This is a genomic window from Paenibacillus daejeonensis DSM 15491 (assembly GCF_000378385.1).
In the GTDB taxonomy this organism is placed as follows: Bacteria; Bacillota; Bacilli; order Paenibacillales; family Paenibacillaceae; genus Paenibacillus_D; species Paenibacillus_D daejeonensis.
In genome coordinates, this window is the sequence record NZ_KB899665.1 from 48116 (window position 1) to 62842 (window position 14727).

Sequence of the window (14727 nt, forward strand, 5' to 3'; positions counted from 1 at the left end):
AATCGCATTCATTCGTCATGGGGTATCGCTTAACATAGCAAGTGAAAGCAAGCAGGACCACTACTTGTATGGGGGAGAATCACAATGAAAAAACAGATGCTTATGGTCGCGCTGATTATGGTACTGACGTTCGTCACCGCTTGCTCCGGGGGAACAAGCAGCCCGGGCGCAAGCAATGGCGGCACGAACAGCAACGAAGCGCAAGGCGGCACGACTTCACCACCGGCAGGCAGCGAAGACGCTGAGGTCGAGCTGCGCATCATGTGGTGGGGCGACCAGAAGCGCGCGGATATCACCAACGAAGTGCTGAAGCTGTTCCAGGAGGAGCACCCGAATATCCGCATTATTGGCGAGTTTTCGCCGGCTACGGGATACTTCGATAAGCTGAACACGCAGCTGGCTTCGGGCACGGCGGCAGATGTCTTTTTCCTCGGCGGCAATGTCGTCGACTACGCAACCAAAGACGTGCTGCTCGATCTCGAGCCTTACGTCGGCAATGAACTGGATCTGAGCGACATGGATGAAGCTATGATCGAGTATGGCACCCTGGGTGGCAACCTGGTCCACGTCTCGGCAGGTGCTAACGCCAGAGGCATCGTGATCAATGAGCGTCTCTTCGAGGAAGCAGGCATGCCGCTGCCGGAGGACGGCTGGAACTGGGAAGATTACGCTCGCATCAGCAACGAAATCGCCAGCAAGCTGGACGGCGTGTATGGCAGCTACAACTTTACGGTGGAAGGCATGGACATCTACCTGAAGCAGAATGGCAAGCAGCTCTATGATATGGAGAATAACCAATTAGGTTTTGAGGAAGCCGATATCGTGGACTGGTTCAACTTCTGGGAGGAAACGGCCCAGGGCGGCGGCATCGTTACACCAGAGCTGGCCGTATCCCATCCGCAAGGTGACACGAGCAAGTCGCTCGTTGTGACTGGTCAGGTGGCAATGGGGCTGATCCCGTCGAACCAATTGGCAGCCCACCAGAGCTTGACCGAAGACAAGCTGACCATGGTTCAAGTGCCACGCGGCGAAAAAGGAACCGGCGTCGTCTTCGAATCCAGCCAAGGTCTCTCCGGCTACGCCAAGACCGAACATCCGAAGGAAGTCGCAATGCTGATCAACTTCTTCATCAACGATCCGGAAGCGGCCAAAATCCTCGGCAACGACCGCGGCGTACCGGTAACCGCTCAGAACCGCGCGCTGCTGGAGCAGGAAACCGACGAAGTGCAGCAGATCGTCTATGACTACACGAGCCGTGTCTCGGAAGCAACCAAGACCGAGCCGTTCAACGTCAGCTACAATATGCCGGGCAACACCGAGTTTACGACGCTGGCTGAGAAGTCCGTTCAGGAGATTGGCTTCGGACGCAAGAGTGTGGAGCAGGCAGTGACCGATTTTTACAGCGGCACGGTACGGATCTTCAATAGCAACAAGCAGGAGTCTTGATGAGTAAGGAGCATGGCTCATAGTAAGCATGGGCAGACAGGCCGCCGGGTGACGGCGGCCTGTTGGCGTATGGGCGAGGGTGTCAGTGACCGGGCAGACTGTTGAACGCATGATGGATGAGAGATGTGCGAATCGGGTGAGAAGTAAGGCACGAAGGATGAGAATGATAGGCAACTTAGAGTGGTCGCTAAAAAAACAAGAAGGTTTAAGCTTGGCAGCGATACCAAACTTGTGCCATGATCAGGAAAGGCAATTCGTACAGGAGAGGGTGTGGCGGATGAACATATCATTGTTGGAGAAACTGCGGGAGGCGGAGCTGCAGACGCGAGTAGGAGAGCTGAGCAAGCCGGGGGATAAAGCGGTACTTGGGCATTTTGAAGCGAGTGGGGTTGGATTCGTCGCCGCAGCAGGTAAGCTTGAGGATGTCTGGGGGCTGGCCGTCCGCAAGCTGCTGGACTGTATTGTGCCAACGGCAGGCGAGAAGCCGATCCTGCAGGAGGGCGGTGTCTATCTGGGATGCTGGCTGGAGAGTACCGGCACGATTAATGCGGAGCTATTATCCCGCTTCATCCCGGATGTGTCGGAGGCGACGTATCTGGCTTTTGCCGAACATCAACGTGAGGATGGCATGTTTCCCTATAAAGTAACAGAGCATGGACCGGCCTATCGTCAGATTCAACTGGTCACCCCGCTGGCTCGGTGTGTGTGGCGCCATTATGCACTGCATGGGCGAAACCGCGAGTTCCTGCGGACGATGTATGACGCGATGGTCCGTTATGACGAGTGGTTGGCGACGTATCGGGATACGCGGGGCACGGGCGGGGTAGAGGCGTTCAGTACGTTTGATACGGGTCATGACCTGTCGCCGCGCTTCTGGCATGTGCCGGACACGCCGCATCTGGACGATGCGAGGACGTATGACCCGGACTCGCCAATTCTGCCGTTCGTCGCGCCGGATCTGACGGCTAATGTGTACTGCCAGCGTCTTTACTTGGCGCGGATGGCCGAAGAGCTGGGGGAGAATGCGGAGCCATGGCGGGCCAAAGCGGAGGCCTCACTGGAGAGTCTGTTCCGCTACTGCTTTGATGAAGCCGATCATTTCTTCTATGACCGTGACCGTCAGGACGAGCTGGTGCGGGTGCAGTCGGATGTGCTGCTTCGGGTGCTGGCCTGCGAGGTGGGAGACCGGGCGTTTTTTGATGCGGCGTTGCGGCGGTATTTGCTGAATACACGCAAGTTTTTTGCCAAGTATCCGTACACCTCGATCGCGATGGATGACCCGCGCTTCGATCCCGATTCCAGCTATAACAGCTGGGCCGGGCCGTCCAACTTCCTGAGCTTGATCCGGACGGCGCACGCGTTTGAGACGCATCAGCGGTATGTGGAGCTCACCTGGGTCCTTCAGCCGATCCTCTCGGCTATGGCACACACCGAGCGATTCGCCCAGACGCTCAGTCCGTGGACGGGCAAGGAAGGCTTCACCGAGACGTATTCACCGGCGATCTTGTGCTTGCTCGATTTCGTCGAGCGGCTGAGCGGCATTCTGCCAACGACCGAAGGTGAGCTCTGGATTACCGGGCTCATTCCGTACGCCATGGATCACGGCGAGACCGTGGCCGGGGAGACAGCGTACAGCAGGGAGGTCGACGGCGTTCGTTTTGAGCTCGTGAATACGAGGGACAAGTGTACGGTCTACAGGAATGGAGAGGCGTATCTACAGTTCCCTTATGGCGTACGCGCTGTAACAGATCGGTCGGGCAGCCTGCTCGGTATCATTGGCATGAGCGCCCGTACGATAGAGGGGACAGTGGAGTATGAGGGCCGCGAGCTTACCTTCACTGCCGCCGGCAACGACTGGCTCGCATACCGCGACGGCGCGCTGCACGTCGAGCGCCAGATCGGCGTCGTGTACCCGACATACTCGTAGCTCGGGGCGGGTGTGCGTTGGCAGGCTTGTGAGCCAAGTCCCGAGCAACGTGGACCGTCGCAATCAGGGGTAAAAGTTACTTGAATTGGGCGAAAGTTGGCGGGTGTGCTGAACCAAGGGTAAAAAGTTACTTGGATTGGGCGAAAGTTGGCGTGAGCGGCGAACCAGGGGTAAAAAGTCACTTGGATTGGGCGAAAGCTGGCGTGTGCGGCGAACCAGGGGTAAAAGGTTACTTGGATTGGGCGACAGTCGGCGCGTGCGCTGAACCAGAGGTAAATAGTTACTTGGTTTGGGCGAAAGTTGGCGTGTGCGGCGAACCAGGGGTAAAAGGTTACTTGAATTGGGCGAATGTTGGCGCGTGCGCTGAACCAGAGGTAAAAAGTTACTTGGATGGAGCCAAAGTTGGCGGGTGTGCTGAACCAAGGGTAAAAAGTTACTTGGATTGGGCGAAAGTTGGCGTGTGCGCTGAACCAGGGGTAAAAGTTTACTTGGATTGGGCGAATGTTGGCGTGTGCGGCGAACCAGGGTAAAAAGTCACTTGGAATGGGCGAAAGTTGGCGGGTGCGGCGAACCAGGGGTAAAAAGTTACTTGGATTGGGCGACAGTCGGCGGGTTCGGCGGACCAGAGGTAAAAAGTTACTTGAATTGGTCGAATGCTGGCGTGTGCGGCGAACCAGGGGTAAAAAGTTACTTGGATTGGGCGAAAGTTGGGGGACGAGCCATATTAGGTGCACAATGTTACTTACAGAAGGGATGGGAAAGGGTGGCTAAACTAACGAATCAAGAGGTTCAGATCCGCGACCCGTTTGTAGTGACGGATGAGGCCTCGGGGACGTATTATTTGTTCGGCAGCACAGACAAAAACATTTGGGGTCCCGGCACTGGCTTTGATGCTTACGTCGGCAAGGACCTGGAGAGCTGGGAGGGACCCTTCCCGGTGTTTCGGCCGGATGAGACGTTCTTTGCGGACAAGAATTTCTGGGCGCCTGAGGTTTATGCCTATGAAGGGCGTTATTATATGTTCGCGACCTTCCGTAGACGCGACAATGACTTGCTCGGAACGGCCGTCCTGGCTGCGGATGAGCTGCTTGGGCCCTATCAGCCGCTTAGTGAGGGACCAGTTACACCTTCGGACTGGAGCTCGCTGGACGGCAGTCTGTTCATCGATGAGCAAGGGGAGCCGTGGATGATCTTCTGCCACGAGTGGCAACAGGTAGCAGATGGCGAAATCTGTGCGATGCGGCTGTCACGCGATCTGAAGCAGGCGCTCTCCGAGCCGCAGCTCTTATTCCGCGCTTCTGAAGCGCCGTGGACGACAGCTTTTCATGCACCGCGTTATCCCGACCAGGACAACTATGTGACGGATGGCCCTTATTTGTTCCGTACAAGCGGCGGGGTGCTGCATATGCTCTGGGCAGGCTTCATCAATAACCGGTATGCGCTCGGAATTGCAACTTCGACTTCGGGAACGGTCCACGGACCATGGCAGCATGAGGAAGAGCCGCTGTATAGCAATGATGGTGGACATGGCATGGTATTCCGTACATTGGACGGGGAGCTGATGCTGACAATTCATACGCCCAATCGTACACCGGATGAGCGGCCCATCTTTCTGCGGCTTCAGGAAGACGCTGATGGCAGAATCAGCGTATTGGCGGAGGATTGCACGGGGTAGTCCACCATGGTACAGTGACTATACATGTTCAAGGAACGCCTAGCAAGGACGAGGACATTTCCAACACGGGGATGTTCTTTTTTTCTATCGGAGGGGAGAGAAATCGGATGAGGCCGCAGTTAATACTGGATATGGCAGGTGTGTTGGTCACTAATCTGTCGCCTGGGTTTTGGGAGACGGCGGGGCAGTTGGGCGGGATGCCCGGCGCTGCACTTAAGACCCGCTTTCGGGCGGAAGTGCGCGACGCTTTTTGGAGTGGACAGATGAGGGAGTCTGAGTTTTGGGATTGGCTAGGTGCCATTGTCCCGTCTGCTGATGGTGAGCCGCTTCGATCTGCGCTGTGTGAGCAACTGCAGCCCTTGCCAGCACTGGCTGCTGTGGCAGATTGGAGCCGCGTGGCAGATATTCATCTGCTAACGAACCATCGGCGAGAGTGGCTGGCGGAGCTGGTGGAGCCGTTGAAGCCGTACTTGGCGTCGGTTACGATCTCCAGCGAAGCAGGAAGGTGCAAGCCTGATCCTGAGCTGTATGCAAAACTTCACCGTACGCTACCCTTAGATGTCCCTATTTTGTATGTGGACGATCAGGCGCATAATCTGACACCCGCCCAGGCCATGGGATGGCAGACAGTCTTAGCTGATGGGGAGGGGAAATGGATGAGGCAAGTGGATACTTTTTTGGGGGAAGCGACGACCCCGGAGACAGTCGACGAGGCACGTTGTCCACTATGCGGCGGGGACAATCGCTGTGGCGTGTTGGAGGGAGCGGACATTCGTGCGTGTTGGTGCATGAGCACGGCCATCCCCCGCCAGCTGCGGGATCGGGTGCCGGCAGAGCAGGCGGGGAAGGCTTGTATCTGTGCGGCCTGCGTGGCGCGTTATCATGAGGAGCGGCTGCTGGGAAGCGAGTGATAGTTCACAATCACGGTTGCGCTGCAAATCGCCGGTATCGAAGCGTCCAATCTGATTGCTGAGCTGGGTCTGGCAATCGAAATGGGCGCTACCGTCGAAGATATCGCGCTAACCATTCATGTGCATCCAACCCTGGGCGAGATTTCTATGAAAGCTGCTGAGGTAGCGCTACCAGGAGCTGTAGCCGCTCGAGCTCTCAATATGGCGCCCAACAGCCGCCCCCGCCAACGTCGCTCACACCAATGCTGAGTTGGCGGGGGCAGCCGGCGTCATATGCCGCGCCATACGCGGCGCCACCATACAGCGAGTCCTGCGCTAACGAAACGTGATAACGTTATGTGGCACAAATCGGGCCGTCCCAAAATCTAACGAAACTGCAGCGTCTTATATGTACTCTGAGGCGTTGCTTTTGATACTTTTGGAGCACATAAGGTGATGTCGTTTCGTTAGACAGCGTCAGAGCTGCTTTTTGGCCAAATAAGCATCTGTAGTTTCCTTATGGACGGCGGCCTGCGAATGAGCAAACAAGGCGCCCTGCGAGTGAGCAAATACGGTGTCTCCCCAGCGAATGAGTAAACTCGGCCCCGATAGATATAGTGCGCACCCTAAACTTGCAAGCTCGGCCCTCCGCCAAAAAACAACTCAGCCTCTAATGAATGAGCAACTTATCGATCACATCCAAAAGCCCCCGTAGTGCTGCGAAGCACTTCCAGGGGCTTTCAAGTGAAATATTATAATTTCGATTTCAAATAACCCTGCTTGCGCCAATGGCGCACGGCGAATTTGTCCGGATCATGTGGCGGCCGGCCTTCCAGCAGCTCGGCATTGCTGCGAAGGAGCTGCTTGCGAGCGACAAAAAACAGCCGAAGTCCTTCTTTTAGATGATCACCGCCTACATAATTCAGGTCCAGCTCCTCATCATCCTCTTCGTCGGCATCGTCATCTGGTGTATAGCTCACGGAGATGGCTTCAGAACCGTCCAGCATAGGCTCGATCTCATAATAGTAGGCCTCCATCCGTTCCTCGCCCTCGTCATCCTCCACTTCGCGTCCGATCTTCAGCATGGGATAGTGCTCATCGTCTTCTTGCTGGAAGGCATAATAGAGATCACCTGACCAAAAACCGTTACGGTCGTCATCATAATAATCGTCGTATGGCTCCACAAGTGGGAGCGCCAGCAGTTCACGCAGCATCGCCGGCTCTAGCAGTTGCCGCGTCCGCTCGAACATTGAGACCCCTGCATGCATGGCTTGCCAGCCTATATGGTACAGCTGCCGGAAGGGCTCTGGCACCCGGTCGTCATACTGGTACCACTGGGTATCCGCCCCCTCCAGATGGCGCACCCGGGCAAAGACCGTACCTGGCTGTCCCGGTGGCGTCTCAATGAGCACGGCATACTCGTCCGATTGCTCCAGATAGACGCCCCGGTAATTCGGAGTGGATGCACCGTCGTCGATATCCAGCACACCGCGAAGGTACAGATCGTTCAGGTAGAACTGGTAGGTGTAGGCCTCCTCATCTTCCAAGGGCTCTGCGGGCATGAGCGAAGGCTCTGTCAGGCGGATTAATCCGTCAATGTTGACTTCTGGCGGAGCGTCGGTGTCCTCCGATGGTTCCACAAATTCCTCAAACTCCCGCAGGAACAGCGATTGCTCCTGTTGATAGATGGCTTGTTCGCGGCTCGGCTCGCCTGTCTCTTCGTCAATAAGGAATTCCGGACGAAAAATACTAGCCCCCTGCAGGGGACCCGGCGCGAACCACACCACCGCATCCTCCCATTCGTTCACACGCAGCGCTGCCGTGGTGGTGCCGTCGACGGTGGAGCGATAGCCGTCGGTTTGGGCCCAGATTTTGGCCTTTGCATCGCCTCGTACGATCAGATCGCCGTGGTTGTAATCTCCCCAGAGCAGCTCCCTGATGTTCAGATCGCCGCCCACGTAGATTTCCTGCCCGCCCACGATCAAATGCCGCGCTCTCACATTACCTGTGACGATAAGCCCGGTAGCCCCATCCGTTTCTTCATTATATATTGCATGATCTACAATTAAGTCGCCTTCGACCAGCAGCAAAAAGACAGCATCATCCGCTTCGCCGCCGGTTAAGTGGTCCAGATCAAGGGTGGGCACATGCAAGGTTCCCTCGTGGACGAGGACAATCTCCTCATCAAATTCGCCGTCATTCAGATCCCCTGCCTGAATCGCCCAGCAGTCTGAGGGCAGTCGGGATTTAATCTGATTAAATAACAGGGATTGTGCGTTGCGCAAGGTCATCTTCGCCACCTCCATAAATGGTTGTCCTTCCCATAAGGATACCATGATTGCACCAATCCTTTCCATTCAAACCATATCTGTCGAAGGGTCGTCACCTGCAAGGCTGTTGGCAGGAAAAGTCTTGGCCGCCTTACGGAAGAGAAAGAAGATCGAAATCATGGTTAGCAACAAAAGGATGGTTAGTGCAATCAGGGCCAACCCTAAGTCAGGGTCGTTTAACGTGTAGGGCATCAGTGCAAGCGCGGCCACCTGCAGGGTTCAGAAGAAGCCCATACGGTTGCGGCTGGAGTCCGCCAGTGCGTGCTTTTGTTGCGATCTCGCGTGCTGGGTAAAGGTGCTGAGCAGTTGGTAGACCAGCACAAGCAGCAATAGCAGGTGGATACCAGACACGCCAATCCACAAGGGAGAATCGGTAAAGGAGGAGTGATGGAGACCAAAGCCTGCTCCCAGGGACAGAAGCGAAACTACGAACAGCAGCAAGGCGACCGGAACGCCCTTTTTGTAGCCGGGGTAGTACGTTTCCAGCCTTGAGAGGGCGGACAGAATGAGCAGATACCCGATGAAATCCGGCAACACATCGAAGATATAGATATGAAGATCAAGCAGGATGAACATAAATCCCCAGGAGAGCTTACGGAAGTTGGTTTTCATGATGCCGTGCCTCCTCACGCTCTTCAATTAGCTGCATGATGGCTTCCTGTGTGGGTTGCGGGTAGGTATTCAGCGTGAAATCCCAGGTTGCCTGTTCGCCATCGGCCAGCTGTAGAAGCAGTTGCAGCTTACCCCGATAGATGTCAAACGAACGAGGGTCCTGCTCCGGTATGCGAAACGTGTAGTTGAGGGATATTCCATTGCCTTGCTTCAACTCAATCGGCAGGCCAGCCTGAATGGCTTGTTCCACGCGTGTATACTCGGGCGGGCTGCTCAGGAATTCGAAATCCAACACATCGCTGATCTGGTTATCCAAGGTGGTCTGAACGGAGACAATGCTGAGATCCTCCAGCGCACGAAACGTGCTGCGATGCTCTCCGTTGCTGTTGCTCGAACCGAAGGTCTCCTCGATAGCAACGCGCGCAGGTTGGGTGTAGGGGAGCAACTGAATGTCGCCAATAGGCAGCACTTCGTGGACGCCGTCGTTGAACCATACTTCAATGCTTTGAAAACGTTCGTAGGCCTGCTCGGGCAGCGGCACCTCAGGATGACCAATCTGTATGGTCGCAGCCTTGAGGGTATAGGGCCCGAACTCGCCACGTTCACTCTGATATTTGGTGTGCCAATAGAGTTCACCCGAAAGACGCAGAGCCACTACTTCCCTCGAAGAGCTCCGATGGGTAATGTAATAGAAGTCCAGGGTCTCACCGGGAATAATAGGCGCTTCATAGTAATGATTAAGTAATACAGCCCCTTCCAGTTTGTGCGCATAGTAATAGTAGTAATTGCCTCCCCACATCCCTGCAATACAAACAACGAGCAGGGCGATGAGTCCTTTGCTCAGACGTGATTGAATCCTCTCCACCTCATTCCAGAATAATCCTCAGATATGATCTTGTTCCCACATTCTCATCATAACAGATGGCGGCATGGCATGGAGAAAAAACACGACCTTCCGCAACAGAGCGGAGGGCCGTGTTTTTTGTAGAATGGACAGGTAGTGTTAGGCGTAGGCCCGTATCTCGACCACTTCAGCACGCGGACAGCCGTTGGTCGCTTCCACAACAAGCCGGATTGCATCTGCCTGTACCGGAGCATCGAGCAAGTGGCGGCGCTTGCGTCGGTAATTGCCGGTAGCTGCTGCGACTTGGACCCACTGGCCATCGATGTGAGCCTCCAAACGATAATCCCGAACCAGCTCGGGGATCGCCTCAAACGGGGTCCGGTGGTGGTGCAGATTGATTAGGTCTTCATTGACATCGTCGTTAAAAATGACCTGAACCTCGCGAATCGTTACTTGCTCCTGCCAGCTGTATTGCAGCCATGCTTCTTCGCCAGCAGCCAAGGTGTCTGAGCTCCACAGCTGCGGGCCGCCGTATGGACGAAGGTAGCCGCCACTTGTGCGTTCCGCTGCATAAGCGCTCGTCTCCGGATATGCCCTCAGACAGGCAGCTCGACGACGCAGGCCGTCCATGGTCCAATCGGTCAGCGGCTGAGCCCGCTTTTCATGATCAGGCGATAGCTTGCGGGGTTCGCCCTTGGCAAACAGCAACATGCCCGTCTGCTGATGGCTTGTATGCACATGCACATGCGGATTGGTCGCTACCATTAGAAAAGCATTCTGCTCATGCGCAGGCTCCCAGCTAAGGGGGATCTCAATCCACTGCTGCTGGCCCTTTGCCACTGTCACCGTTGATGAAGAAATCTCCGTGTGCGGGACGTAATTCTCGGCTCGGCCAGTGTCCCACAACGCGATGGTCAGCTGGGTATCTTCCGCAGCATCGACAAGCAGCTCAACTCGCTCAAGGAGGGGCGCTACTGGCAGGAGAATACCAAGCGGAGCGTTCCCGAGTGCATAGGTGTCTTCAGACGTTTCGACGGCGAGTCTCGTCAAGGTGCTCGAAGCGCTCACCTTTGCCTGCCGCACCAGATCATCGGGATCTTCACTGCGCATGCCAATGATCGAAGCGTCTTGGCGCAGCATAGTTTGCTGGAGCTCCTGCAAGTGCTCGCGATGGATCGTGCGCGGCGTTACCCCATGCTGGACGGCTAATGCGGCACCACTGCCAGCAGCCTCGCCGATGACTGCACAGGTCGCCATGACCCGCGTGGTCCCGAAGGCAACGTGTGTTGCACTGATATCCCGGCCGGCGAACATCAGATTGTTCGTATTGACGGAATAGAGTGAACGATACGGAATATGGTAGATGCCGTCAGCGAATAAATGCTTGGAGCCTCGTTCGGTGGCGTAGATGCCTTGCGGCGGATGCAGGTCAATCGACCAGCCGCCAAACGCCACCCGATCCTCAAACGGTTCCTGGTCCAAAATATTCTGCTGATGCAGCACGTAGTCCCCGACGAATCGGCGATATTCCCGTTTGCCTGGCAGCGAGCCGATCCATTCCAAGGTCATGTTGTCGGCGTCGAACTGACCGGAGTTTTTGATATAATCCCAGATGCCGTAAATGATCGACCACAGCTCGTCACGGATCCGCTCGTTGTCGTGCACGGTATCCAGCTCGCCGCCCCATTCAATCCACCAGTAGGCGCAGCCGTTGTCGCCGCTGCGAATGACCCGGTTCAGAGGAATGCTGGTTTCGGCAATATTTTTGGCAAAGGAGGGTGGGATGTACTTCACGGGCTGGCCGGCATCCTTGGTGTAAAACAGCAGTGTGCTGCCGAGCGTAATGTCGTCCGCCACCTCTGGCGCCCAGTCCTCCTGATACTCGTGGCGGGCTTCGCGGCCAATCCGAAAATCCGCACCTGCCATAAATCCAACCAACCCGTCGCCGGTGCAATCCAGAAAGATTGCGCTCTCAAAACGAATGCGGCGTTCCGAGCCCATCATCCAGCCAGTCACCGAGCGAATGGTGCGATCCTCACGCGGCCCGTCGGCTTCGACCTCATGCACATCTGTATTAAGAAACAGTTGAATGTTAGACTCCGCACGTACCGCCTCCATGACAACGAGATCCCAAATGTACGGATTGCCATCGATGTTGCGGCGCTGATTCTCAACAAACAACTCGCCCATGATGCCTGTCTCCCTGGCATAGCGATTGTGTCCGTGGGCAGTCGCTCCGCATACCCAGACCCGCACCTCGCTGCTGGAGTTGCCGCCGAGTACCGGACGATTCTGGACCAATGCTACTTTTTGACCCAGACGAGCTGCCGCAATTGCCGCACATACGCCCGCCAAGCCGCCGCCTACCACTGTAACGTCACAGTTTACGGTTTCGTTTCTCATCCCAAGCTCACCTCGTAGGTATAGATTTGTATCCTTGATTTCACTATATGTCAGTTATAGATGAAATAAAATGCAGTTCATTTCAATTTGGGATATACTTTATTTCATCAGACTGAGAACGAGGGGAGAGGGTGCATATGCAGGCGCGGTACATCAGTCATATGTACTGGCATCGCAAAGAGCAATTTTTGCTGGAGCAGGACCGGTATGCAGCGTGGACGCTTTTTGCGGTTGAATCCGGACGCTTCCGGTTCAAGATTCAGGAGCACCAGGGAGAGGCAGGGGCGGGAGATATGGTTGTGTGTCCGCCGCAGACTTTGTTTGTCCGGGAGGTGATCGAGCCGGTGTCCTTTCATTTTTTTCACTATCATGTGGAAGAGTGTGGGGCGGAATCGGTTGCACCCGATGTACAGGGGATTGGGGCTGGAATGTGGCGGATTCTGGATGAAGGGCGGCTTAGCACGACATTCCGTTACATTCATGCCGTCAAGGAACGAGAAGAGCTGGCACGCGCAGTGAAGCTGGAGCATTTGTTGCGGGATTTGCTGTTCCTGGCAGACGAGGCACGATGGGCGGAGGGTGTAGCGGGGATGGGGCACGTGCCGCAAGCGGACGAACGGATGGAGGAAGCCCGGCGATGGCTCGACAACCATGCTCTCCGGGGGAGTGGGATTCGTGATCTGGCTACGCTGCTAGAGCTCACACCGGTGCAGTTGACCCGGCGCTTCCGGGCGGCGCATGGCATAAATCCGCAGGATTATGCCACCGAGCTGCGCATTCGGGAGGCGGGGCGGCTGCTGTCCGGAACGCGGCTCGCGCTCCACGAGATCGCCGCCCGCTGCGGCTATGAGAACGGCTATTACCTTAGCCGGGTCTTCCGCAAGAAGACGGGCCTGAATCCGTCGGAGTACCGCAAGCGGTACCAGGTGTAGCGACTTCTCCGGGGGCTGTGTTGGGATGGTGGCAGGTGTGGTGAAGTGTGCGGAGTGGTGGTTGTAAGTAAAGATAGTTTAGTTGGAGGTTGGGATTGAGCGCGGAGTGGTGGGTGTAAGTAAAAAAAGTTTAGTTGGAGGTTGGGATTGAGCGCGGAATGATGGTTGTAAGTAAAGAAAGTTTAGTTGGAGGTGGGAATTGGGTGCGGAGTGGTGGTTGTAAGTAAAGAAAGTTTAGTTGGAGGTGGGAATTGGGTGCGGAGTGGTGGTTGTAAGTAAAGATAGTTTAGTTGGAGGTTGGAGGTTGGGATGAGGCGCGGAGTTGTTGGTGTAAGTAAAGATAGTTTAGTTGGAGGTGGGAAGCGAGGGGAGTGGGGCCCACCGGGAGAACTGAGCTCCCGGTTGTGCCAGCTTCGCGTACTTGGCTACTCAGCCGCGTCGCCGCGCTGATCTGCGCTGCCGGGCTGGGCCACATCCTCGCGGGCATCTGCGCTCGCGTCCGCATTGCTCGACTCACTCGCATCGGCACGCTCGCCCGCGCTGCCTGGCACCAACGCGTCACCAGGCTCGCCCGTGCTGCCTGGCACCAACGCGTCACCAGGCTCGCCCGTGCTGCCTGGCTCCAACGCGTTGCCGCGCTCGCCCGCACTAATCGACTCACTCGTATCACTCCGCTCAGCCGCGTCGCCCTGCGCACTCGCATCGCTCTGCGCATCCGCTTCCCCAGCATCTGCTGGTGGCTTGGGCTTGCGGGTGATGGGCTTGGGCGGCTTGGCCGCTTCTTCCTCGAAATACACCTGCAGCTCGGCGACCTTGCGGGGGTCTTGGAGCATCGGCTTGTCTTTGCCGAATTGCGTGACGAATAGCTCCCAGGTTGGCGTGGTGCGTTGGGCGTGCATGGAGCGGATCGCATTTTTGACGATGCGGCGCTCTTTGGCGTTGCTGAAGACATCCTTATACTGCTTGCGCTGCTCGAAGTCCAGCTCCCCAAACACACTCTTGAAAATCTCCGCCGTCATCCGCGCATCATCCAGCGCCCGATGTGCCGAGCCTGTAGCGGGAATGCCCAGCTCCTGCAGCGCCGCCTCGACACTGACGTCGTTGGTCAGTTGCTTGCATTTGAGATACCCCTTGAGCAGATCAAACGAGTAAATCGACAGCCAATAGGCATCATCAATCTTATGCATGCGCGTATCCAGCACGATTCGTTTCATATCCTCGCCACCCCAGGTGATGAGCAGCGGATTCTCGCTCTCCTGCAGCCAACTCATGAACTCCCGGATGACCTTGGGAAAACGACTTGCTTTATCGATATCTGCCTGTGGAATGCCGGTTTTCTTCTTAATGAACGAGTTGAGCTTGGCAAAATAAACCGGCTTGATCAGCGCGGAAAATTCACCGGTTTGCTCCAGCGCGTTATTGAGCCGGACGGCGCCGATCTCAATGACCTCCATGGGAAGCTCGCTCGCAAATTTGCGCCCATTGAACTCAATATCCAATACAATATAATCCATTCGTTTAATAATCCTCCAGTAAGGTGCCTGTCTCTTTTCTTCATTTTAGCAGAAAATGTACCGCAAAGGGAAAGGGTCTGTCTGCGAGTTCAAAAATAGGCTGAACCCAGCGGTTCAGCCTGCGTTATGCGCGGCACCTGCATATGCGATTCAC

General features: G+C 55.9%; 10 protein-coding genes and 1 pseudogene. 6 read left to right on the forward strand and 5 right to left on the reverse strand.

Annotated elements, in window-relative coordinates; translation table 11 throughout:
- Positions 1-84 precede the first annotated feature (84 nt).
- From F556_RS0118930 to F556_RS37220, 5 genes and pseudogenes are all read left to right on the forward strand, one after another.
- Complete coding sequence (locus F556_RS0118930) at positions 85-1446, forward strand: ABC transporter substrate-binding protein (protein WP_020618564.1); 1362 nt, start codon at positions 85-87, stop codon at positions 1444-1446.
- 277 nt (positions 1447-1723) lie between these two features.
- Entirely contained in the window at positions 1724-3373 is a 1650-nt protein-coding gene (locus F556_RS0118935; RefSeq protein ID WP_020618565.1) for an MGH1-like glycoside hydrolase domain-containing protein, read from the forward strand.
- A 763-nt stretch (positions 3374-4136) separates the two neighbouring features.
- Positions 4137-5048: a glycoside hydrolase family 43 protein gene (locus tag F556_RS0118945; protein ID WP_020618567.1), complete on the forward strand. Its 912-nt coding sequence runs from the start codon at positions 4137-4139 to the stop codon at positions 5046-5048.
- 107 nt (positions 5049-5155) lie between these two features.
- Positions 5156-5959: a cysteine-rich CWC family protein gene (locus tag F556_RS37215; RefSeq protein ID WP_020618568.1), complete on the forward strand. Its 804-nt coding sequence runs from the start codon at positions 5156-5158 to the stop codon at positions 5957-5959.
- A 24-nt stretch (positions 5960-5983) separates the two neighbouring features.
- A pseudogene (locus F556_RS37220) lies at positions 5984-6208 on the forward strand (hypothetical protein); the annotation flags it as partial.
- Positions 6209-6690: 482 nt separating this feature from the next.
- Here F556_RS37220 and F556_RS0118960 read toward each other — a convergent pair.
- The 4 genes from F556_RS0118960 to F556_RS0118980 form a co-directional block, all read right to left on the reverse strand.
- Positions 6691-8274: a bactofilin family protein gene (locus F556_RS0118960; protein WP_211222618.1), complete on the reverse strand. Its 1584-nt coding sequence runs from the start codon at positions 8272-8274 to the stop codon at positions 6691-6693.
- A 213-nt stretch (positions 8275-8487) separates the two neighbouring features.
- Positions 8488-8880: a hypothetical protein gene (locus F556_RS0118970; RefSeq protein WP_020618571.1), complete on the reverse strand. Its 393-nt coding sequence runs from the start codon at positions 8878-8880 to the stop codon at positions 8488-8490.
- Positions 8861-9745, reverse strand: a complete 885-nt coding sequence (locus tag F556_RS0118975) for a hypothetical protein (RefSeq protein ID WP_020618572.1) — start codon at positions 9743-9745, stop codon at positions 8861-8863. Before F556_RS0118975 ends, F556_RS0118970 begins: the two co-directional genes overlap by 20 nt.
- A gap of 138 nt (positions 9746-9883) precedes the next feature.
- Positions 9884-12127: an FAD-dependent oxidoreductase gene (locus tag F556_RS0118980; RefSeq protein WP_020618573.1), complete on the reverse strand. Its 2244-nt coding sequence runs from the start codon at positions 12125-12127 to the stop codon at positions 9884-9886.
- 137 nt (positions 12128-12264) lie between these two features.
- On the opposite strand from F556_RS0118980, the gene F556_RS0118985 reads away from it, so the two are divergent.
- Positions 12265-13059, forward strand: a complete 795-nt coding sequence (locus tag F556_RS0118985; protein ID WP_020618574.1) for an AraC family transcriptional regulator — start codon at positions 12265-12267, stop codon at positions 13057-13059.
- A gap of 425 nt (positions 13060-13484) precedes the next feature.
- Here the strand turns inward: F556_RS0118985 and F556_RS34490 are convergent, their stop codons facing one another.
- Positions 13485-14573: an exonuclease domain-containing protein gene (locus F556_RS34490; RefSeq protein ID WP_020618575.1), complete on the reverse strand. Its 1089-nt coding sequence runs from the start codon at positions 14571-14573 to the stop codon at positions 13485-13487.
- Positions 14574-14727 lie beyond the last annotated feature (154 nt).

Coding starts and splice junctions, on each gene's coding strand:
- F556_RS0118930 (WP_020618564.1), top strand. CDS start 85: ATGAAAAAACAGATGCTTATGGTCGCGCTGATTATGGTACTGACGTTC.
- F556_RS0118935 (WP_020618565.1), top strand. CDS start 1,724: ATGAACATATCATTGTTGGAGAAACTGCGGGAGGCGGAGCTGCAGACG.
- F556_RS37215 (WP_020618568.1), top strand. CDS start 5,156: ATGAGGCCGCAGTTAATACTGGATATGGCAGGTGTGTTGGTCACTAAT.
- F556_RS0118960 (WP_211222618.1), bottom strand. CDS start 8,274: ATGGTATCCTTATGGGAAGGACAACCATTTATGGAGGTGGCGAAGATG.
- F556_RS0118970 (WP_020618571.1), bottom strand. CDS start 8,880: ATGAAAACCAACTTCCGTAAGCTCTCCTGGGGATTTATGTTCATCCTG.
- F556_RS0118980 (WP_020618573.1), bottom strand. CDS start 12,127: ATGAGAAACGAAACCGTAAACTGTGACGTTACAGTGGTAGGCGGCGGC.
- F556_RS0118985 (WP_020618574.1), top strand. CDS start 12,265: ATGCAGGCGCGGTACATCAGTCATATGTACTGGCATCGCAAAGAGCAA.
- F556_RS34490 (WP_020618575.1), bottom strand. CDS start 14,573: ATGGATTATATTGTATTGGATATTGAGTTCAATGGGCGCAAATTTGCG.